The sequence below is a fragment of the Clavibacter michiganensis subsp. insidiosus genome (assembly GCF_002240565.1).
In the GTDB taxonomy this organism is placed as follows: Bacteria; Actinomycetota; Actinomycetes; order Actinomycetales; family Microbacteriaceae; genus Clavibacter; species Clavibacter insidiosus.
This window is the reverse complement of the sequence record NZ_MZMO01000001.1, coordinates 2,112,233-2,131,750: the sequence shown is the minus strand read 5'-3', so window position 1 is coordinate 2,131,750 and position 19,518 is coordinate 2,112,233. Positions and strand designations below refer to the sequence as shown.

The 19,518-nt window shown below is 71.6% G+C and carries 23 protein-coding genes and 1 pseudogene; 11 read left to right on the top strand and 13 right to left on the bottom strand.

The genetic code is table 11. The features are described from left to right. The first annotated feature begins 38 nt into the window (after positions 1–38). Positions 39–191, top strand: coding sequence for a hypothetical protein (locus B5P21_RS16850; RefSeq protein WP_165770614.1), 153 nt, complete (start codon positions 39–41; stop codon positions 189–191). A 69-nt stretch (positions 192–260) separates the two neighbouring features. Here B5P21_RS16850 and B5P21_RS10315 read toward each other — a convergent pair whose 3' ends face one another. Next, on the bottom strand, positions 261–1,025 hold the full coding sequence (locus B5P21_RS10315) for a hypothetical protein (protein WP_045527542.1): 765 nt from the start codon (positions 1,023–1,025) through the stop codon (positions 261–263). A gap of 273 nt (positions 1,026–1,298) precedes the next feature. On the opposite strand from B5P21_RS10315, the gene B5P21_RS10310 reads away from it, so the two are divergent. Then, entirely contained in the window at positions 1,299–1,589 is a 291-nt protein-coding gene (locus B5P21_RS10310) for a hypothetical protein (RefSeq protein ID WP_133064184.1), read from the top strand. Positions 1,590–1,595: 6 nt separating this feature from the next. On the opposite strand, the gene B5P21_RS10305 is transcribed toward B5P21_RS10310, so the two are convergent. The 11 genes from B5P21_RS10305 to B5P21_RS10255 form a co-directional block, all read right to left on the bottom strand. Next, positions 1,596–1,805, bottom strand: a complete 210-nt coding sequence (locus B5P21_RS10305; protein ID WP_045527546.1) for a hypothetical protein — start codon at positions 1,803–1,805, stop codon at positions 1,596–1,598. A gap of 34 nt (positions 1,806–1,839) precedes the next feature. After that, a complete protein-coding gene (locus B5P21_RS10300) occupies positions 1,840–2,667 on the bottom strand; it encodes a phage tail protein (protein WP_133064183.1) in 828 nt (275 codons plus the stop codon). Positions 2,668–2,798: 131 nt separating this feature from the next. Next, positions 2,799–5,288, bottom strand: a complete 2,490-nt coding sequence (locus tag B5P21_RS10295) for a sialate O-acetylesterase (protein WP_094171110.1) — start codon at positions 5,286–5,288, stop codon at positions 2,799–2,801. Positions 5,289–5,531: 243 nt separating this feature from the next. Then, positions 5,532–5,855, bottom strand: coding sequence for a DUF7169 domain-containing protein (locus B5P21_RS10290; RefSeq protein WP_045527550.1), 324 nt, complete (start codon positions 5,853–5,855; stop codon positions 5,532–5,534). Positions 5,856–6,111: 256 nt separating this feature from the next. Then, positions 6,112–6,507 carry a hypothetical protein gene (locus tag B5P21_RS10285; RefSeq protein WP_045527554.1) on the bottom strand — a complete coding sequence of 132 codons (396 nt, stop codon included), beginning with the start codon at positions 6,505–6,507 and terminating at the stop codon, positions 6,112–6,114. Positions 6,508–6,716: 209 nt separating this feature from the next. Beyond that, positions 6,717–6,905: a hypothetical protein gene (locus B5P21_RS10280; RefSeq protein ID WP_094171109.1), complete on the bottom strand. Its 189-nt coding sequence runs from the start codon at positions 6,903–6,905 to the stop codon at positions 6,717–6,719. Continuing rightward, on the bottom strand, positions 6,898–7,143 hold the full coding sequence (locus tag B5P21_RS10275) for a hypothetical protein (protein ID WP_094171108.1): 246 nt from the start codon (positions 7,141–7,143) through the stop codon (positions 6,898–6,900). Before B5P21_RS10275 ends, B5P21_RS10280 begins: the two co-directional genes overlap by 8 nt. Next, positions 7,140–7,880, bottom strand: a complete 741-nt coding sequence (locus tag B5P21_RS10270) for a hypothetical protein (RefSeq protein WP_094171107.1) — start codon at positions 7,878–7,880, stop codon at positions 7,140–7,142. Before B5P21_RS10270 ends, B5P21_RS10275 begins: the two co-directional genes overlap by 4 nt. Positions 7,881–7,906: 26 nt before the next feature. Beyond that, positions 7,907–8,269 (bottom strand): hypothetical protein, encoded by a 363-nt coding sequence (locus B5P21_RS10265; protein WP_045527562.1) that lies wholly within the window; start codon positions 8,267–8,269, stop codon positions 7,907–7,909. After that, positions 8,266–8,448 carry a hypothetical protein gene (locus B5P21_RS10260; protein WP_045527564.1) on the bottom strand — a complete coding sequence of 61 codons (183 nt, stop codon included), beginning with the start codon at positions 8,446–8,448 and terminating at the stop codon, positions 8,266–8,268. The genes B5P21_RS10265 and B5P21_RS10260 overlap by 4 nt, the downstream gene beginning before the upstream one ends. A gap of 553 nt (positions 8,449–9,001) precedes the next feature. Beyond that, entirely contained in the window at positions 9,002–10,432 is a 1,431-nt protein-coding gene (locus B5P21_RS10255; protein ID WP_080939299.1) for a recombinase family protein, read from the bottom strand. 20 nt (positions 10,433–10,452) lie between these two features. Between B5P21_RS10255 and B5P21_RS10250 the strand changes: the two are divergent. Beyond that, a pseudogene (locus B5P21_RS10250) lies at positions 10,453–10,983 on the top strand (DNA-processing protein DprA); the annotation flags it as partial. Positions 10,984–11,075: 92 nt separating this feature from the next. Continuing rightward, complete coding sequence (locus B5P21_RS10245) at positions 11,076–12,053, top strand: tyrosine recombinase XerC (RefSeq protein WP_080939368.1); 978 nt, start codon at positions 11,076–11,078, stop codon at positions 12,051–12,053. Positions 12,054–12,122: 69 nt separating this feature from the next. On the opposite strand, the gene B5P21_RS10240 is transcribed toward B5P21_RS10245, so the two are convergent. After that, positions 12,123–12,674: a murein hydrolase activator EnvC family protein gene (locus B5P21_RS10240; protein ID WP_045527568.1), complete on the bottom strand. Its 552-nt coding sequence runs from the start codon at positions 12,672–12,674 to the stop codon at positions 12,123–12,125. Positions 12,675–12,792: 118 nt separating this feature from the next. Here B5P21_RS10240 and B5P21_RS10235 point away from each other — a divergent pair, with 118 nt between their 5' ends. The 7 genes from B5P21_RS10235 to B5P21_RS10205 all read left to right on the top strand — a co-directional run bounded on the left by B5P21_RS10235 (position 12,793) and on the right by B5P21_RS10205 (position 19,512). Next, positions 12,793–14,250, top strand: coding sequence for a sugar porter family MFS transporter (locus tag B5P21_RS10235; protein ID WP_094171106.1), 1,458 nt, complete (start codon positions 12,793–12,795; stop codon positions 14,248–14,250). A 234-nt stretch (positions 14,251–14,484) separates the two neighbouring features. Next, a complete protein-coding gene (rpsB, locus tag B5P21_RS10230; protein WP_045527571.1) occupies positions 14,485–15,432 on the top strand; it encodes a 30S ribosomal protein S2 in 948 nt (315 codons plus the stop codon). Positions 15,433–15,542: 110 nt separating this feature from the next. Beyond that, on the top strand, positions 15,543–16,370 hold the full coding sequence (tsf, locus tag B5P21_RS10225; RefSeq protein ID WP_045530266.1) for a translation elongation factor Ts: 828 nt from the start codon (positions 15,543–15,545) through the stop codon (positions 16,368–16,370). 159 nt (positions 16,371–16,529) lie between these two features. Continuing rightward, positions 16,530–17,246, top strand: coding sequence for a UMP kinase (gene pyrH / locus B5P21_RS10220; RefSeq protein ID WP_015490071.1), 717 nt, complete (start codon positions 16,530–16,532; stop codon positions 17,244–17,246). Between the two features lie 150 nt (positions 17,247–17,396). Then, complete coding sequence (gene frr / locus B5P21_RS10215; RefSeq protein WP_045527572.1) at positions 17,397–17,915, top strand: ribosome recycling factor; 519 nt, start codon at positions 17,397–17,399, stop codon at positions 17,913–17,915. Continuing rightward, complete coding sequence (locus B5P21_RS10210; RefSeq protein ID WP_045527573.1) at positions 17,916–18,956, top strand: phosphatidate cytidylyltransferase; 1,041 nt, start codon at positions 17,916–17,918, stop codon at positions 18,954–18,956. 10 nt (positions 18,957–18,966) lie between these two features. Then, positions 18,967–19,512, top strand: a complete 546-nt coding sequence (locus B5P21_RS10205) for a DivIVA domain-containing protein (RefSeq protein ID WP_094171105.1) — start codon at positions 18,967–18,969, stop codon at positions 19,510–19,512. Positions 19,513–19,518 lie beyond the last annotated feature (6 nt).

Below are 19,518 nucleotides of genomic sequence, written 5' to 3'. Positions count from 1 at the left end.
AGCGAGCACGGAGCGCGCCGATCAGCGAGGAGAACGACATGGCCCAGCACACGAGCACGACGACAGCCGCCGCCGATGAGGCCGCGTTCACGCTCCGGCCGATCGCCGGCGAGCCCGGCTGGTGCCACGCCGTCTACTCCGACGGTTCCTACGTCCGCGTCCGCGAGGGCTTCCGCGGCTGGGGCGTCTGACCCGCGCCGGAACGACGAAAGCCCCCGTCCTCCGAAGAGGGCGGGGGCTCCGTCGATGCACGGCTCGGGTCACGCCGCCTTCGCGGCAGCGGGGATGACGATAAAGCGGCGGCGGGCGGCGCCGGTTTGGACGGTCGTCACGTCGGCGAGGGTGGCGTAGAAGCGCGTCCGACCGATGCGCGCGACGCGCGGCTGGGATACGCGTAGCTTTTCGGAGCGAGCAACGGCGTCGGTCCACGCCGCCCAGACGTCGCCGAGGTCGTGCTCACCGGGCGCGAGGAGCGGGAGCCAGGAGCCGAGGATGCCCTGGAGCTGCTCGCGGTCCGCGGCATCGCTGTCGGCGCGTCGTGCGGCTCGGGCCGACGCGGTGCGCGACGGCGCGGTGGACGAGGGTGGAGCGGACGCTGATCGCAGGGCAGCGCGTAGGGCGTCGTGGACGTCCTCGTCGATCTCGGGCAGTAGCTCGACGACGCGGGCGCGCACGCGACGGAGATACGTCGTGACGCCGGTGGCGCGGGAGGAGACAGCGCGGAGGGTGGCAGCGGCGCGGGCGCGAGCACGAGCGTCCACGTCGTCGAGCGCGGTGCGCGCGTAGTCGAGGACCGCGGCGCGCGTGAGCTCGTCGAGGTCGGCGCGCGTGACTCGCGCGGGCATGTCGAGGCCGTGGCGGTAGACGTACGTGCGCTCCGCGTACGCATCGTCGAACGCGACGATGCCTGTCTCGCCGAGGTCGGCGGCGATCGACGCGGCTAGGGCGTCGCGGGATATAACGGAGGTGCCGTCGATCTCGTCGACGGAGCGGGCGAGGGCTGGGTGGGCCTTGGTGGTGAGCATGGGGAACCGTTCTGGGAGGGGCGCGGGGCGCAGGGGGTGCGGCGGCGCGCGCAGGGAAGTGAAGAGACGTGGCGTAGGTGATGACGAACGACACGCTCTAGTTCTGCTGCTGGAGAGAGAAGACACTTGAGGAGGAGATACATACAGGGCTGTTCGTCATCACCTACGCCACGACTCTTCACTGGATGTAGGTCGGTATCAGACACGGATTGGCGAACCGCGCGGCCCGCGTCGCTCCGGCGCTTGTCGGCGGCCGGCCGTACCGTCGGGCGCGTGTCGAACAAGGTGAGGAAGGTCGAGCCGGAGCGCCGGCCCGATGCCGCCGTGGACGGGCCCGCGCTCTACTTCCGCTCCGCGGGCAGCGCCGCGATCCGCGACGAGTCGCAGGCACTCCGGTCGCGACGCGAGACGATGACCATTTGCGACCACGGCGTCTACGGCCCCTTCGGCTCCGCCGAGGAAGCCGCCGGCTGGTGGGCGGCCAACCGCCACGACCTGCCGGAGCCGCCGCGGGCGCGACTCCTGAGCGACGACTGGCAGCGTGGGCGCCCGGAGGTCGACTGAGCGCCGCTACGGCGCCAGAAGGGCGATGAGGCCGCTCACGACACCGAGGAGCGCCCCGGCGATCGCGAGGATGAGCCCGCGCGGACTGTCCTTCGGGGCGTCGTAGAAGCCGGGGAGGCCCTTCGACGTCCGCATCCGACCGGAGTACGCGTCGACCGCGCCCGCGACCGCGAGGAGACCGCCGGCGACGATCAGGACGCCGAGGAGGATGGTCATGCCGCGAGTCTGGCACGGCGTGACCGGGCGGCCGTTAGAGGCGACCTCCCTTTCGGCCGAGCTTGCGGAGCGCGAGCTCGGCGACGGTCTCCTCGGACATGCCGGGAGTCGGGTGGACGTGCTGGACGATCGAGGGCTGGCCGCTGCCGTCGCGCGACTGGAGCGCGGCGAGCTGGCCCGAGACGCCGCCCTCGGGCACGAGGCCCGCGGGCGACGGCACGGGCGGCAGCGTGGGCGCGAGCACGCCCGAGGCCTTCTGGATCAGGCCCGCGGTGTTCGCGAGGCCGATCGCGTAGCCCTCGCCGGTCCAGCCTCCAAACTTCTTCATCAGCTTGGAAGGGGAGGCGATGCCGAGGAAGTTTTTCACTCCCTCGACGCTGTTTCGGATCGGCGCGAGGACAGCCTCGGCGATCCTACCGGCGACGCCCTTTACGCCCTCGATGAATCCGCGTATCATGTCGCCGCCGGCGGAGATGAGAAGCGCGCCGAGATTGCCGAGGCCGGCAATCGTCTTCCCGGGCAGCTCACCGACGAACCGGACGGCGTTGCCGACGCCCGTCGAGACGGCTGAGGTGATGCCGTTCCACGCCCCGGAGACAATACCGATGAGGCCGTTCCACACGGAGGAGAAGATTCCGCCGATTGCGGAGAGGACGGAGGAGATGACCGATCCGAGGATCCCGAGCGCGCCGGTCACGAGCGAGACGATCGTGTTCCACACCCCGCCGAGGACGTTCAGGATGCCCGTCCAGACCATGCCCCAGTCGCCGGAGATGATGCCGGTAACGACTTGGATAATGCCCTGGACAATCTGCATCGCGGAGGTGATGACGTTGGCGATCACGCCGAACACGGTCGTCACGATCGGGAGGAGCGCCTGGATAACGGGGATCAGGAGGCCCGCGAGGGTCGTCACGAGGGGTAGGACAGCGCCGACGAAGGCCCCCTCCGCACATGCGGAGAGGGCCTTGGACGGAGGTGTCGGTGAGGGAATTACGGCGTGCCGAAGTACGCCTTCTGGGAGGCCTCGACGACGGCGCGGTCAGCGGAAGACAGCGCGGACGGGAAGGCGACGAGCTCAATTGGGCGCGTTGCGATCGGGGCGCCGAAGGTGCCGTTTCGGAACAGGCCGCCCCAGGTGAACGTGTTGAGCGTCAGGGCGCCGGATCGCGTGTAGGTGACCGTCCCAGCATCGGCACCATTCACGCGCTTCACGAAGGCCGATCCGGTGTCGGTCGACGTGATCTGCACGAGCGTCGACGTCGCGAAGGCTGCCGCCGTGGCGGTGTCGGGCGCGACGCTCGCGGCCGTGTCGTCCGTGATGCGTTGCGACACGAGCGCCGAATTAGTTGCGTTCGCCATGATCGGGACGTACTGCTGCGCCACTGCCGACGAGCTGGTCTCGGAGACGAGCCGACCATTCGCCGTCGCCGCGCCATAGGAGACCGCGCACACAGTCGACGACCCGCGCGCATACAGCGACGGGCCGGTGAACGTGCCGGAGTAGAACGTGTTCGCGTTGCCGACCGGGGCAGGCTTGCCGCCGATGGTGTCCAGGGTGCCGTTCAGGGCGAGGCGCGCCATGTTGGTCGGGGTCGACTGGGTCAGGTGCAGGCCGTTCCCCGTGAGGTCGTAGAACGTCTCCACGCTCACCGTCGCCGAACCGGCCCAAGCCAACATCGTTGCCGTGTCGAGGTCGCCGCGCTCGTCGAAGGGCACGTCCATCCTCGTGCTGTCCGACAGGCGGACGACGCGAAGGGCCGGTCCGGAGTACGCCGCGTGCATGCGGCGGGTTCCGTACGCACGTGTCGCAGGGGTGGCGAGGTCGGAGAGCACGAACCCGGAAGCGAGTGTGGTCGCCGAGACCGTCGAGGACGGGGCGGCGGTTCCTCCCGTGTTCGACGACTTCACGCGGAAGTCGTAGGCCGTCTGGGGCGTGAGGCCGACGACAGTGATCGACGTCGACGTCGTCTCAGCGACGGGCATCCAGGTCGAGGCGCTCGTAGCCTTGCGCTCGACGAAGTAACTCGTCGCGCGCGCCGCGGCGCTCCAGGAGAGCGGCACAGCGGCAGACCCGGGTGCGCCGGCGGTGAGAGTCGTCACCTGGGCCGGCGGGTTCGGCACGTTCGCGCGGGCGGCGGACAGACCGGCGAACAGGGCTGCGCCGAGGTCCTCTTGACCCGCCGCGCTGTAGTGAAGCCCGGAGTCGATGAACTTGCCAGACGGACCCGCCGAGAACGACGTGTAGGGCCGGAGCGAAGGGATCTCCCGGTGCACGCCATCGATGAGCGCCCGGCCCGGAACGGCGGCAACTCCCTCGGGGACCATGCCGCCGATGAGGAATGGGAGCTGCGGCGCAGACAGCCGCGTTCGCAGGCCGTCGATGAGCGCGAGCAAATAGTCACGGTATGCGGCGGGTGCGGTCACTTCGTCGGTCTCGCCCTGGACCCAGATGGCCGCGACGAGGCGCGCGCCCGGGCCGGCAGCGAGAAGTGCCGCCTTCGTCTGTGCGATTGCGGACTCATAGAGGTTGACGCCGGTCAGGTCGTTGGGTCGCCAGTGGGTCGACATTTCAGAGCCATGGTTCGTCTTATTGAACCCGGTTCCTGAGTAGGCGGCGGGCACGAGAAGAAGACGCCGGCCACGGTCGAGCGTCGGTGCGTACTTTCGGGCGAACGGGAGGCCTGGGCCCTTCGTGAGCTTGGCGGAGCCATCCGTGTTCGTCTGGGTCCATCGGTGGATGAGCGGGTCGCTGGCGGGCATGATCTGGCCCGCGCCGGGGCGCGGGTTGTCCTTCGCCGTGGCGCCGTACTGGTAGACCCGTCGCGGGTCTACGTCCGGCTCCAGCGCGCGGGTGAAGTCCACAGCGGCGCCCTGGGCGTTCGACTGACCGAGGATCACGACGACGTCGTAGCCGGCATCCGGGTAGAGGTCCGCGGTCAGCTCGTTCACGAGGTCGGTGACGGAGCGCTCCAGCTCGGCACCGGTGATGCCGCCGGCGTCGCGGATCGACTCGAGAATTTCTAGCGTCTCGTCGCGGGCCGCGAGGGTCTCGGCGCGCACGGCTTCGTTCACGACGAACACCTCACCGGGCGCTGGCACGAAGGGCGTCTCGGCGCCGAGGTCGAGCGGTGCGCGCTCGGTGTGGTCGGGGGTGACGAAGATTCGGAAGGGGGCGAGCGCCACGGCGCCGAACTGGAAGGAGACGTCGTAGGACCCCGCAACGAGCCACACGCCGCGCGAGCCGGCGGTGTCGGTGAGCCAGCCCTCGTCGTCGAGGGTGGCGGTCACGAGCTGCGGAACGACGACGGGGGAGAGCCCACCGGCGCTGCGGATGGCGGCGACGGTGGGGCGGAATCGGACGGTGCCGGAGGCGGCGATGGGGTCGGGAAGACGGTCATCGTCGCGGGTCGTGTCACCGATGGCGAGAAGGTAGCGGCCGACGACATATCCATATGTCAGGGCGGCGGGGAGTTCGGGCATGAGGTCCTAGAGGGGTCTGACAATCCGTGTGCGGATTGTTGAGGGGTCGGTGAAGGCGTGGAGGGGGCCAGGAGGGGGCGATTAGTTCAAACCCTGAGACCCGCGCGCACTGAGAGGCGCTATGCCAAGTCGATCTCGGGTGAGGGGGCGGGGGGAGGGCCCTACCCCCAGGGGGCCGGCGACGGGTCGCCACGCACGAGCCCCGCCCCGCGCGCGGTTGATCGCGCGGAGCGAGGCTCGCGACTACTCGGCTCGGGCTTCGGCGATCGCGCGCTCCAGTCGCCGGCGAGCGACTGCGAGTGCGTCGACCGCGCGGTCGAGCATGCGCTCGCTCTCGACGACGGATTCACGGACGGCGATGCGGCGCCAGTCACCGGCGATAGCCGGAACGGGATCGCTGATCCCAGACGGGCGCCGACCGTCAGTGTCCGGGCGCGGCACGGGCGCGGGGTACCACTGGATAGCGCGTGCATCGCGGAGCACGAGCTCCAGCCGGAGGCCGGCTTCGGCCACGGCGCGGACGTGAGGGGTGGCGTCGAGGCGGGAGGGGGTGCCGGTGTCGCTCACGAGGTACCCCCTGCCCGACGCGCACGGGCGTCACTGGCCGCTGCGGCGAGGCACGGGCGACACGAGGCCTTTAGCCCGTCCGGGCGTCGGGCTTCAGCGCCGAACGCCGAGGTAGGCAGGAGCTCGCCGCACGAGCCGCACCGCTTGCCGGCTGAGGCCTGGCGCTGGGCCAGGCGGCGGAGGGCGCCGGCCGTGAGCGCGCCCTCCTCGTCGTCGTAGCGGGCTGCCACGAGGGCGACCGCTGTCGCGGCGAGCGTCACGAGCGCTTGCCCTTGACCGGCACGCACACGGCGGGGCACCGGCGAATGACGGGGCGGGGGCCGCGCGTCGGCAGCATCCGCCCGCACCCCGTGGCGCACGAGACGAAGTAGCGACCGGTGGAGGGCGGCACGGCGGGCGCCGTCACCTTTGCGCGCGGGACATTCGTCGCAGGCGCCTTCGTCGGGAGCACGGGGAGGATCACGGCGGCGCGCTGCGCGGGCGACATGCGCACGTACGCGCCGTGGCTCGTCTCGCCGCGAAGGGCGGTGGGGACGATCGCCACATCGGGGCCGTCGAGGAACCGCGCCAGGTGTCCGCGGAGGCGGGCCTCGGCGGCAACGGCCGCGCGTGCGCGGAGGTCAGAGGTGGGGGCGGGGGAGGTGTCGCTCATGGTGAGCCGCGTCCAGCGGCAGCGCCGCGGGTATTGCCCGGGCGCACGTAGGGGAGGGCCGGCTCGCGTGGAGAGCCGGCCCAGTGAGTAACGGGAGAGCGCCAGCGGCCCTCGCCGTGCTCAGGGCTTGCGAGGCCGATTGATGCGGCCCGTAGAGCGCCTCCACGGCCCAGAGGGCGAGGAAGCCCTCCAGACCGCGAGCGTGGCGCTCAGAAGCCGTGCGAGCGCCGGGGTGGCTGCTTGGCCGGCGGAGCGGGAATGTCCGCGGCGTCGACCCAGGGGAGGAGGTCGCCGACGTCCTCGCGCTGCGTGCCGTCGGCGAGGACAGCCGCGACGTAATGGACCTTCTGCGCGCCGGTGCCGACGGTGCCGAACGTGGGTTCGGGGGCGTCAGCCACGCCGCACCGCCGCGACGACCTCGTCGGTCTTCTCGTCCGAGGTGATCGCCTCGCGGCGCGCGGCTCGTCCGCGCGCAAAATAGGCCTCCGGCGAGATGGTCTCGCCCGTGCGCGCGGAGTCCTCGGCGGCCCAGCGGGCGACGAGCCTCTGGAACCCAGGGTGCTGCTCGCTCAGCTCGCCGTCAGGGGACGTGGCGACGACGTCGCGGACGATCGCTTCGAGGTCGGCGCGGTTCACGCGGGGACCTCGGTGCTGGAGACGACGGCGGGGGCGGTCGGCACCGCGGCGAGGGCGGCTTCGACGGCGGAGAGGGGCTCGCGAGCCGCGGTCAGGTGCAGGACCCGACGCCGGGAGATCGGCGCGGTGAGCCAATCCTCGCGAGCGCCGGATCCCGGGGGCGTCAGCCCTCGATCGCGGAACTCGGCAAGGGTCGCGGCCTCGTCGAGACCGGCCTCGCGGCAGCCCACGAGGAGCTCGATCTCGGGGCTGTCGAGGTTCGTGACGAGCCCGGCGGCGTAGGAGACGTACTCGTCGATTTGCTTGAACGCGCTCTTCAGCTCGGCGAGGGCGCGGGCAGCGTCCTCGCGCGCCGCGAGGACGAGCTCGCCGGCGGTCCGCTCGATGAGGGCGTCTGTCGCGCGGGTCTTGCCGTCGATGAGGTCCGCGACCACACGGCGAGCGGCGGTGCGGGCGCGCTTGGCTGCCACGAGCTCGGCCGCTCGCTCGTCTCGCTCTGCCATGGCTGCGTCGAGCGCTACCGCCGAGGCGCCGGCGGACCGGTGATCCAGCTTGCGCTGTTCCTCGCCGACGGGCAGGGCAGCGAGGTCGGCGGCGTGCTGTGCGACGCGGTAGTCGGCGTCAGCGCGCTCGAACGCGGCGGAAGCGTCGGTGCCTCCGGGGATGCGGTCGAGTACCCACCCCGGGGTGATGCGGGGTGCGTACTCGTCGGAGTGGCGGAAGTCGGGGGAGGTCATGCGAGGCCTTTCGGTCGGCGGGTGGGTCAGCGGGGCGCCGCGAGGAAGCGCGGCGGGGAGACGGGTTGGGGAGGGGCGCCGGCGGCGCGACCGAGGCGAGCGGCGACGGCGAGGATCTCGTCCTCGGTCTCGACGCCGCGCGTGAAGAAGTCGACGTCGTCCGGGTCGATGCCGTGCCGTTGGCCGGCGCGCTCGACGTGCAGCTGTCGGCGGACGGAGGCGAGCTCGGCGCGAGCGGCGATCAGAGCATCGCCGGACTCGGCCGCCTCGCGCGCTGCGCGCTCTGCGTCGCGCTCGCCGCGGAGGGCGGTCACGAGCGCCCAGGCGCGCTCGGGGTCGAAGTCGTCGGCGGTCCAGGGCGCGCCGACGAGGGCGGACTCGGCGCTCATGTGGCGGTCCGGCGCTGGAGTTCGAGAAGGTCGTCGAGGACGTCGCGGACGTCGCGGATCGTCTCGCGCTGACGAGTGCGGTAGACCGCCTGACGGCACGCCTGGCTACACGTCCGAGCATGCGGCGATGCCGCCTCGAAGAGCCGGCCGCACGAGCGACAGGTGAATGTGATGAGCATGGCTCCTCCATGGGGTGTGACGTGACAGTGCGAGGCCAAAAATGAAAGCGCCCGCCGGAGGCGAGCGCGAAGAAGAAGTGCGAGGGGGCGGGGGCGGGGGCGGGAACCGCGCGCGATCGGGTGGAGCCAATCGCGCGCGGCGTGTCCACCACAGCAGCCGTATCCCAGCCTCAGAGGGGCGGCGGCGCGCTGTCAGGCTGCGACCGGCATCGTCCCTATGTAGAAGTAGTGCGCCACGGGTGTACGACACCGGCGGCAGGTCGCACGCCAAACGGCCGGATGCGCGCGTCGAAGGTGGCTCGACGCATTGATCCGCGGCGAAGGGGCGAGAACGCGCCGGGATCCCGCGTCGACCGGCGGCGAACCGGGAGCGGTGCGCGCGGTGCGCGCATGGCCGGGGCATGTCGAAGTGTCGGAACTAGCTACATCTTCCCTTCCACACTCAAGAGAGAGACCTCGAAGAAGAGATGCAAGATGTAGGTACTTCCGACACTTCGACACACGAACGCCTTCGCGCGGCCCCTCACGGGGCGCCGCCGGCGTCATCGCGGCGTCATTCGTCGGCGTCGACTTGCTCCCGGGGGTTCAGCGCCGGGGCGAGGAGGTGCTCGACGTGGACCCGGCGGCGCGTGTCACGCCCCGGGTCGACCTGGACGTACAGGAGCGCCGCGACGATCTCGCGCTGGCGGTCGAGATCGAGCTCGTCGAAGCGCGCCAGGATTGCCGCCGCGACGTCGTCGTAGGGCGTGCCCTCCGGAGGAAGCGATGAGAGGAGCGTCTGGGCAACGTCGACGAGGGCGCTCGCCGCGGACTTCGACACGCGCGCCTCGTCGAGCTGCCGCTCGATCTCCTCGCGCTCGCCGCGAAGGGCGATCAGGCGCTCGCGCGCGGACTGCGCCGGGACGAGGCCCTCGTCGCGGTCCGCGAGGAGGGCGGTCACGGCGTCCGCGTTGCGCGCGTGCTCGGCCATGAGCCGCCCGACGGCGCCCGTCTCCGTCCGCACGGGGAAGAGCGTGGATCCGCCGCCGATGAGGGCACGGGCGATCTCCTCGCGGATCCGGCCCTCCAGCCGGTCGCGAGTGATGGAGGGGTGAGCTGTCGATGCGCTGCACCGATAGGTCCGCATGAAGTGCATCCCGGCGCCGCACACGCCGCACGTCGCAAGTCCGGACAGGAGGTAGCGGCGGGAGGGGCCGGGGGTCGTCCGTCGCGCGGCATCCGCGAGGATCGCGCGGACCTCTGCGGCGAGATCGGCGTCGACGAGCGGGACGATCGAGTCCGACGGCATGACGCGGCCGAGGTGCGTGACGCTCCCGGAGTAGTGCGGGTTCGTGAGGATGTATCGGACGCGGGTCGGCGTCCACGCGCGCCCGGGAGCCGGGTCGACGCCGTCGTCGACGAGCGAGCGGACGAGCGAGCGGATGGATCCGCCGTCCGCGACGTGCTGGAACATGCGCCGGACGTGGACGGCCTCGTGCTCGCGGGGGGTGATGCCGTCGGAGTCGTACCCGAACCGACGTCGGCCAGGCGTCGGGCGTCCGCGGGAAGCGCGGTCGAGGTTGGCGCGGAGCTGGCGTTCGGACTTGCGGCGGATCTCGAACCGCGCGATGCCGGCGAGCATCGTCGCGCGGAACTCGCCGTCGGCCGTCGTGAGGTCGATCTCGCCGTCGACGGTGAGCACGCGCGCGCCAGTGTCCATGATCGCGATCAGGTCGCGGGTGTCTCGGAGGAGGCGATCGAGGTCGACGGCGACGACCACGTCGGCCGCCCCCGCGGCGAGTTCGTCGAGCATCTTCGCCCACGCCGTGCTCGGGCCGCGGCGCTTGGCGGCGCTCGTGTCGTTGTCGAGGTACTCGCGCACGAGCGCGTATCCGCGAGCGTCGATGAGGGCGCGGCAGCGTGAGAGCTGGCGCTCGATGCCTTCTGATACGTCTTCAGACTGGCGAGCGTAGATCGCGACGCGGGTGGGGGCAGGATCGGCCATGCATATAACGATAGGTCCGCCTGCGCAACCGCCTCATCGCGGCGGTCAGCGCGGCCACCGTGGTCGTCGAGGCGGGTGCGCGCAGCGGGTCGTTGAACACGGCCAACCACGCGGTCGCGCTGGAGCGGCCGCTGGGCGCCGTCCCGGGTCCGGTGACCAGCGTGTCGTCGTCGGGGTGCCATCGCCTGCTCCGCGAGTCCCAGGCCGTCTGCATCACGTCCGCCGACGACGTCATGGACCTCCTGCCGGGCTGGAGCGGACCGGGCACGCCGATCCAGGAGACGGGGCCCGCGCACGCGCTCCTCCGGACCCCGCCCGGCGCAGCCGACCCCGCCCGTCCGGGCGCGCGCACCGCGGAGGTCCGGGGTGATCCGCGCGTCGTGCGCGTGCTCGACGCGCTCGCCGTCCGGCGCGGACGCGAGACCGCGGACGTCGCGGCACGCGCGGGTCTCGGCGTGGCGGAGACCTCATCCGTGCTGGGCATGCTCGAGCTCGAGGGAGCGGTGGCCCGACCGGACGGTGGCTGGGTGCGGCGACCCGCTTCTCGCTGACGGGGCCCGGTCCGCGGACCCACCGCGTCGTGTGCACGGCGAGGGCTCGGCTCGCGGGGTGCGGATCCACGTAGCCTTCGGGAATGGACACGATGCGGGTCGACGGCGGACGCGCCGAGCGCGGGGCGGGTCGGCCGCAGCCCTCGCGCGGTGCGAGCGGCGCTGGTCCGCTCTCGGACGACATCGCCGCGTTCGCGACCGCCATGGAACGGGAGCGGGGGAGCGCGGCGCACACCGTGCGGGCGTACTCCGCCGACCTGCGCGACCTCGCTGCGCATGCTGCCCGCCAGGGCGTCCGGACGTCCGCGGGCCTCGATCTGGAGGTGTTGCGCGACTGGCTGTGGCGGGGGTCCCAGGCTCGGCTGGCTCCCGCGACGCTGGCGCGACGGTCGGCCGCGGTGCGGGGCTTCGGCGCGTGGCTCCTCCGCGCGGGCCGCGTCGTCGCCGACCCGGCCGTGCGCTTGAAGGCTCCGCGGGCGGGATCGCATCTCCCGCGTGTGCTGGCGCGCGAGCAGATGTCCGCCATCCTCGGCGGGCTCGCCGCGGGCGCGGCGGAGGACGACCCGGCCGCGCTCCGCGACCTCGCCGTCATCGAGCTGCTGTACGCCTCCGCCCTCAGGGTGTCGGAGCTCACGGGCCTCGACCTCGGCGACGTCGACGCGTCCCGTCTCACCGTGCGCGTGATCGGCAAGGGCGATCGCGAGCGCGTCGTGCCGTTCGGGGTCCCCGCGGCCGAGGCGCTCGCTGCCTACGTCGCGCGCGGTCGTCCGGGGCTCGTCTCGTCGCGGACCGGGACGGCGCTGTTCCTCGGGGCGCGCGGAGGTCGGCTGGGATCGCGCGCCGTCTACGGTCTCGTGGCCTCCGTGCTCGCGGACATCCCCGGATCCGGCCCGCAGGGACCGCACGCCCTCCGGCACACGGCGGCGACGCATCTGCTCGACGGGGGAGCGGACCTCCGCACCGTGCAGGAGATGCTCGGCCACGCGAGCCTCGGCACGACGCAGATCTACACGCACGTCTCGATCGACCGGTTGCGGCGCAGCTACGAGGGGGCCCACCCGCGCGCCTGACCCGCATGGGCATCGGCGCGGGGCACCGGACCCCGGCTGCCAGCGGAAGCGCCGGGACCGCGACGGGCGTCAGGGATCCAAGGGCAGCAGCACCGCGTGCCGCAGGGCGGCGAGCAGCAGGGCCGGATCCACGTAGTCGCCGTGCAGGCGCGCCCCGAGGTGCAGCCCGCCGTCGGGCTCGTGGCGGGGCGACGCGGCGAGCGTGCCGATCACCTGCCCGGCGACGACGGGGTCACCCGCGGCGACCAGCGGCACGACGGGCTCGACGGACGACACGAGCCCGTCCGCGTGCCGGATGCTCACGACCGGGCGGTCGACGACCACCCCGGCGAATGAGACGATCCCGTCCGCGGGAGCATGGACCTCGGCGCCGGGTGCGACCGCGATGTCGATCCCCCGATGACCGGGTCCGTACGCCGTGGTCGGCGCCTGGAACGGACGCGTGATCGTGTGCGGCGGATCGACCGGCCACTCCCACCGCGGCGTCGCGGGGACAGCCGGTGAGGCCTGCGACGCATCCGCCGATGCCCGTCCCGCGAGGTCCGGCGTCGTCGCGCCGACGAGCAACCCGACGACGAGCGCCGCCGCGCACGCCCTCCTCCGTGCAGCCACCCCGTGCATGCGCCGCTCCCTCCCCGGCGGACGAGTGCCGTCCTCCGGTCGCGGGCATCATGCCCTGCGCGCCGCCGGTTGCCCGCCCGGTGCCCGCCCCGTCGGAGAAGTGGCAGAGTGGTCCGTTGTGAACGAGACGACGACCCCCCGGGATGACAAGAAGCTCCAGCGACGCGCGATCGGCCTGGCCGTCTCGGCCGCGGTGGGGGGCTTCCTCTTCGGGTTCGACTCCTCGGTCATCAACGGCGCGGTCTCCGCGATCCAGGGCCGGTTCGAGCTCAGCGAGACGCTCATCGGCTTCGCGGTGGCCAGCGCGCTCCTCGGCTGCGCGCTCGGCGCCTACCTGGCGGGCCGCATCGCCGACCGCATCGGGCGCCGCTGGACGATGATCATCGGCGCGATCCTCTTCTTCGTCAGCGCCTTCGGCTCCGGCTTCGCGTTCAGCGTCTGGGACCTCACCATCTGGCGCGTGGTCGGCGGCCTCGGCATCGGCATCGCCTCGGTCGTGGCTCCCGCCTACATCGCGGAGATCTCGCCGAAGCTCCTCCGCGGCCGCCTCGCGTCGCTGCAGCAGCTCGCGATCACGCTCGGCATCTTCACCGCCCTGCTCTCCGACGCGGTCTTCGCGGGAGCGGCGGGCGGAGCGTCGGAGGACTTCTGGTTCGGCTTCGAGGCGTGGCGCTGGATGCTCCTCGTCTGCGCGATCCCGGCCGTCATCTACGGCTTCCTCGCCTACCGCCTGCCCGAGTCCCCGCGCTTCCTAGTCGAGAAGGGCCGCAAGGACGAGGCGCAGGAGATCCTCGCGAGCGTCTGGAAGCAGGAGGACATCGACCGCGCGAGCCGCGACCTCGAGCGCCAGATCGAGGAGGACCGCGTGGCCAAGCGCACCGGCACCCTGCGCGGCCGCAAGTTCGGGCTGCAGGGCATCGTGTGGATCGGCATCATCCTGTCCGTGTTCCAGCAGTTCGTCGGGATCAACGTGATCTTCTACTACTCGACGACGCTCTGGCAGGCCGTCGGCTTCGACGAGTCGCAGTCGCTCACCACCTCGGTCATCACGGCCGTCACCAACGTGGCCGTGACGTTCATCGCCATCGCGCTCGTCGACCGCATCGGCCGGCGCCCCATCCTCCTGTCGGGCTCGCTCGCCATGGCCGTGTCCCTGGCCGTGATGGCGATCTGCTTCAGCCAGTCCTCGACCGTCGACGGCGAGGTCGCTCTGCCGCAGCCCTTCGGCGTGATCGCGATCATCGCGGCCAACGTCTTCGTCATCGGCTTCGGGGCATCGTGGGGCCCGCTCGTCTGGGTGCTCCTCGGCGAGATCTTCCCGAACCGGATCCGCGCCAAGGCCCTCGGTGTCGCGGCGATGGCCCAGTGGATCGCGAACTTCGCCATCACGGTGTCGTTCCCCGCGCTCTCCGCCTTCTCGCTGCCCTTCACCTACGGCATGTACGCCGCGTTCGCCGCGCTGTCCTTCGTCTTCGTGCTCACGAAGATCCCGGAGACCAACGGCATGTCGCTCGAGGAGGCCGAGACGCTCTTCGTCGACAAGCCCAAGAAGCGCACGAAGGCCGCGCGCGCCTGATCCGCCGCCCCGCCGGTCGTCCGGCGGGTGATAGCATCGACCAGCACCCGATCCAGGTCGGGTGACTACGCGTGCCCATCAGGCCGCCGCATCCACTCGGTCTCCTCCTGGCGATGTTCCCTGTCGCCTTCAGGAGCGGATGCGCGCCGGGCACCAGGATCAGCGGTCGTCCCGACCGCCGAGCGAACCGACGAGGCGCGCCGCGACAGCGCGCGCCGGAACAGGAGTACGGCCATGGCCGTCGTCACCATCCGCCAGCTGCTCGACTGCGGCGTCCACTTCGGTCACCCGAAGACGCGCTGGAACCCGAAGATGAAGCGCTTCATCTTCACCGAGCGCTCCGGCATCTACATCATCGACCTGCAGCAGTCGCTGGCCCTCATCGACAAGGCGTACGACTTCGTCAAGGAGACGGTCGCCCACGGCGGCACCATCCTCTTCGTCGGCACGAAGAAGCAGGCGCAGGAGTCCATCGCCGAGCAGGCGCAGCGCGTCGGCCAGCCCTACGTGAACCAGCGCTGGCTGGGCGGTCTGCTGACCAACTTCCAGACCGTGCACAAGCGCCTGAACCGCCTCAAGGAGCTCGACCTCGTCGACTTCGACGACACGACGCGCGGCTTCACCAAGAAGGAGCTCCTCATCCAGCGTCGCGAGCGCGACAAGCTGGAGAAGAGCCTCGGCGGCATCCGCAACCTGACCAAGACGCCGTCGGCGATGTGGGTCGTGGACACCAAGAAGGAGCACCTCGCGATCGACGAGGCGCGCAAGCTCGGCATCCCCGTCATCGGCATCCTCGACACCAACTGCGACCCGGACGAGGTCCAGTACCCGATCCCGGGCAACGACGACGCGATCCGCTCCGTCGCGCTGCTGACGCGAATCATCGCCGACGCCGCGGCCGAGGGCCTCATCCAGCGCCACCAGAAGCCCGACGCCGAGGGCTCCGCACCGGCCGAGCCGCTGGCCGACTGGGAGCGCGAGCTGCTCGAGCAGGGCGATGCCGCCAAGGCCGAGCTGCCCGTCGAGGAGAACGACGTCGACGCCGAGGTCTCCGCCAAGAACGAGGCGAAGTCCGAGGACGAGGTCGCCGCGCCCGTGCACGCCCCCGAGTCCGACGACGCCACCGAGGCGAAGATCGAGGCCGAGGCGACCGACGCCGAGAAGGCGCCTGTCTCCGAGTAGTCCGACCACACGCACCATCCCGACGGGCGGGCGCGGGTTCCGCGCCCGCCCGTCGGGCACTCACCTCCGGGAGACCCCCGGATCACCACCTACAGAAGGAGTCCATGAGCATGGCGAACTTCACTGCCGCTGACGTCAAGGAGCTGCGCGACCGCCTCGGCGCCGGCATGATGGACAGCAAGAACGCGCTGGTCGAGGCCGACGGCGACATCGAGAAGGCCATCGAGATCCTGCGCCTCAAGGGCCAGAAGGGCAACGCCAAGCGCGGCGACCGCTCCACCGCGGAGGGCCTCGTCGCCGCCAGCGAGAAGGACGGCGCCGCGACCCTCATCGAGCTCGCCTGCGAGACCGACTTCGTCGCCAAGAACGACAAGTTCATCGCGCTGTCCGAGTCCGTCCTCGCCGCCGTCGTCGCGGCCGGCGCGTCCACCGTCGAGGAGGCCCTCCAGGCCCCCGCCGGCGAGCAGACCGTCGACCAGCTCATCAGCGACCAGGCCGCGATCCTCGGCGAGAAGATCGCGCTGCGCCGCGTCGCCCGCCTCACCGGCGAGCACCAGGAGATCTACCTCCACCGCACGTCGAAGGACCTCCCGCCCCAGGTCGGCGTCGTCGTCGACTACTCGGGCTCGGACGCGGAGACCGCGCGCAGCATCGCCCAGCACATCGCGTTCGCCAACCCGGAGTACCTCGCCCGCGCAGACGTCCCGGCGGACAAGGTCGAGGCCGAGCGCGCGATCGTCACCGAGATCTCGCGCAACGAGGGCAAGCCCGAGGCCGCCCTGCCGAAGATCATCGAGGGTCGCCTCACCGGCTACTTCAAGCAGGTCGCGCTCCTCGAGCAGGACTACGCGAAGGACAACAAGCAGTCCGTGAAGAAGGTCGTCGAGGCCGCGGGCCTCACGGTTACGGGATTCGCGCGCTTCAAGGTCGGCGCCTAGCACCACCACGGGGAGCCCGGGTCGCATGCGACCCGGGCTCCCTTCTCCATGTCCGGACCCGGGCCGCGTCGCGAGGCGCGGCCGCCGGCGGCGGGCGTCACAGTACATTGGACCGGGGCCGGATCCGGCGCCCGGAACGCGAGGACGGGAACAGCACCTATGACCGATCAGACCACCACCCGCCGCGTCCTCCTCAAGCTCTCCGGGGAGTCGTTCGGCGGCGGCCAGATGGGCGTCGACCCGGACGTCGTCAGCGCCCTTGCCCGCGAGATCGCCGAGGCCGCGAAGACCGTCGAGGTCGCGATCGTGGTCGGCGGCGGCAACTTCTTCCGCGGCGCCCAGCTGTCGCAGCGCGGCATGGACCGCGGCCGCGCGGACTACATGGGCATGCTCGGGACGGTGATGAACGCCCTCGCCCTGCAGGACTTCCTCGAGCAGGCCGGCGCCGCCACGCGCGTCCAGTCGGCCATCTCCATGACCCAGGTCGCGGAGCCGTACATCCCGCGCCGCGCCGTGCGCCACCTCGAGAAGGGCCGCATCGTCATCTTCGGCGCCGGCGCCGGCCTGCCCTACTTCTCGACCGACACGGTCGCGGCGCAGCGCGCCCTCGAGATCTCGGCCACCGAGGTGCTCGTGGCCAAGAACGGCGTCGACGGCGTCTACACGGGCGATCCCCGCACGGACGCGTCCGCGACGCTCCTCGACACCGTCACCTACCAGGACGCCCTGCAGCGCGGCCTCAAGGTCGTCGACTCGACCGCCTTCAGCCTCTGCATGGACAACGACATGAAGATGGTCGTCTTCGGCATGGAGCCGGGCGGCAACGTCACCCGCGCCATCCGGGGCGAGCGCATCGGCACCATCGTCTCCAACTGACAAGCGGCGCTCCTCCTGTGGTCCGACGGGCCGCGTCGCGGCCGGAGCGCCTCCCATCCGCGTTAAGATCGACCGGGCGCCCACCGCGCCCGCGCTACCGAAGGAGATCCCGTGACCGTCGCCGAAGTCCTCGCAGATGCCCGAGACCGGATGGGCAAGGCCGTCGAGGCCGTGAAGGAGGACTTCGGGAGCGTGCGCACGGGCCGCGCTAACCCCGCCCTCTTCCAGAAGGTCATGGTCGAGTACTACGGCAGCCCCACGCCGCTCGGCCAGCTCGCGAGCATGAACAACCCCGAGGCGCGCACGCTCATCGTCACGCCCTACGACAAGACGGCCCTCAAGGAGATCGAGAAGGCCCTCGTCAACGTCCCGAACCTCAGCGCCACGGTCGGCAACGACGGCGAGATGGTGCGCCTCACCCTCCCCGAGCTCACGGAGGACCGCCGCAAGGAGTTCGTCAAGATCGTCCGCGGCAAGGCCGAGGAGGGGCGCGTCAGCGTCCGCAACATCCGCCGCCGCTCGAAGGACGAGCTCGACGCCCTCAAGGGCGAGTTCGGCGACGACGAGGTCGCGCGTGGCGAGAAGGAGCTCGAGGCGCTCACCAAGACGCACACCGACCAGGTCGACGACGCGCTGAAGCGCAAAGAGACCGAACTCCTCGAGGTCTAGGTGGCCAGCCCGGAGGATCCCGTCGAGCGGGCGCCCGTCGTGCCGCCCGCCTCGGGCCCCGACGGCGCTCCGCGGATCCGGCGGCACCGCGGTCGCGTGACCCGCGCCGAGTTCGAGGCGCAGGTCCAGGCGACGCGGGCCGACCTGACGGCGCAGGTGCGCGCCACGCGCAAGTCGCTCGAAGCGACGAACGACCGCATCAACGCCCGCACGGGCCGCAACCTGCTCTTCGCCGTGACCGTGGGGCTCCTCCTCGGCGGGGTCGTCCTCGTCAGCCTCGTCGTGGTGAAGCAGCTGTTCGTGCTGATCGCCGTCGCGCTCATCGCGTTCACCGCGTACGAGCTCGCCACGGCGCTGCGCCAGGCGGGCCGTCGCGTGCCGCGCGTCGGCTCGGTGATCGCCGTCGTCGCGCTCATGCCCATCACCTACTACGGCCGGCCGGACGGGCAGTGGCTGGGGCTCCTCGGGGCCATGGTCTTCGTCGCGCTCTGGCGGCTGGTGGAGCAGGCCGTGCCTGCCCGGCGGACTCCGGCACGGGCGGTCGTCGGCGACATCGGCTCGAGCGTCTTCCTGCTCGCCTACGTGGGCCTCCTCGGGTCGTTCGCCGTGCTGCTCACCGCGGGCGACGGCGGGGAGTGGTGGACGCTCGCGTTCCTCATCGTCGTGGTCTGCTCCGACACGGGCGCCTACGTGGCCGGGCTCAACTTCGGCAAGCACCCCATGGCGCCGACGATCAGCCCGAAGAAGACGTGGGAGGGCTTCGCCGGCGCGGTCGTCGCCGCGGTGCTCGCCGGGATCCTGCTCTCGCTGTTCATGATCCAGCAGGCGTGGTGGTTCGGCGTGATCCTCGGCCTCGTCATCGTGGTCACCGCGACCCTGGGCGACCTGGCCGAGTCGCTCATCAAGCGCGACCTCGGCGTCAAGGACATCAGCTCCTGGCTGCCGGGCCACGGCGGGTTCCTCGACCGCCTCGACTCCGCGCTGCCGTCGGGCGCCGTGGCCTATGCGCTGTTCCTCATCGTCACGGGCGCTTCCTCGTAGGATGTCCCGGATGACCACCACCTTCCCGAGCGCCGGGCGCCGCGAGCGCGGCTACGACCCGGACCAGGTCGACGCCTTCCTGCGCGATGCGCGCCGCTGCTACGACGACGAGGCCGATCGGTCGCTGACCTCCGAGACCATCCGCCGGGTGTCCTTCGACATGCGCCGCGGGGGCTACTCGGCCGCCGCGGTGGACCGCGTCCTCGAGCGCCTGGAGGATGCCTTCGCCGTCCGCGAGCGCGACCGCACGGTCGCCCGCGTCGGCGCCGAAGCGTGGAACGCCGAGGCCATGCGCGCGGCGCAGGAGATCCTCGACCGGGTCAGCCGGCCGACGGGGGAGCGCTTCGACCGCGCCGGGTTCCTCACCACCGGGTACGACCGGCGCGAGGTCGACCGCTTCGCGGACCGCATCGCGAAGTACTTCCGCGGCACCAAGCCCATGAGCGTCGACGACGTCCGCACGGCGGCCTTCCACCCCCGCCGCGGCGGCTACCGCGAGGCGCAGGTCGACCTGCTGCTGGACGCCGTCATCGACGTCATGAACGCCGTCCGCTAGCCGTCC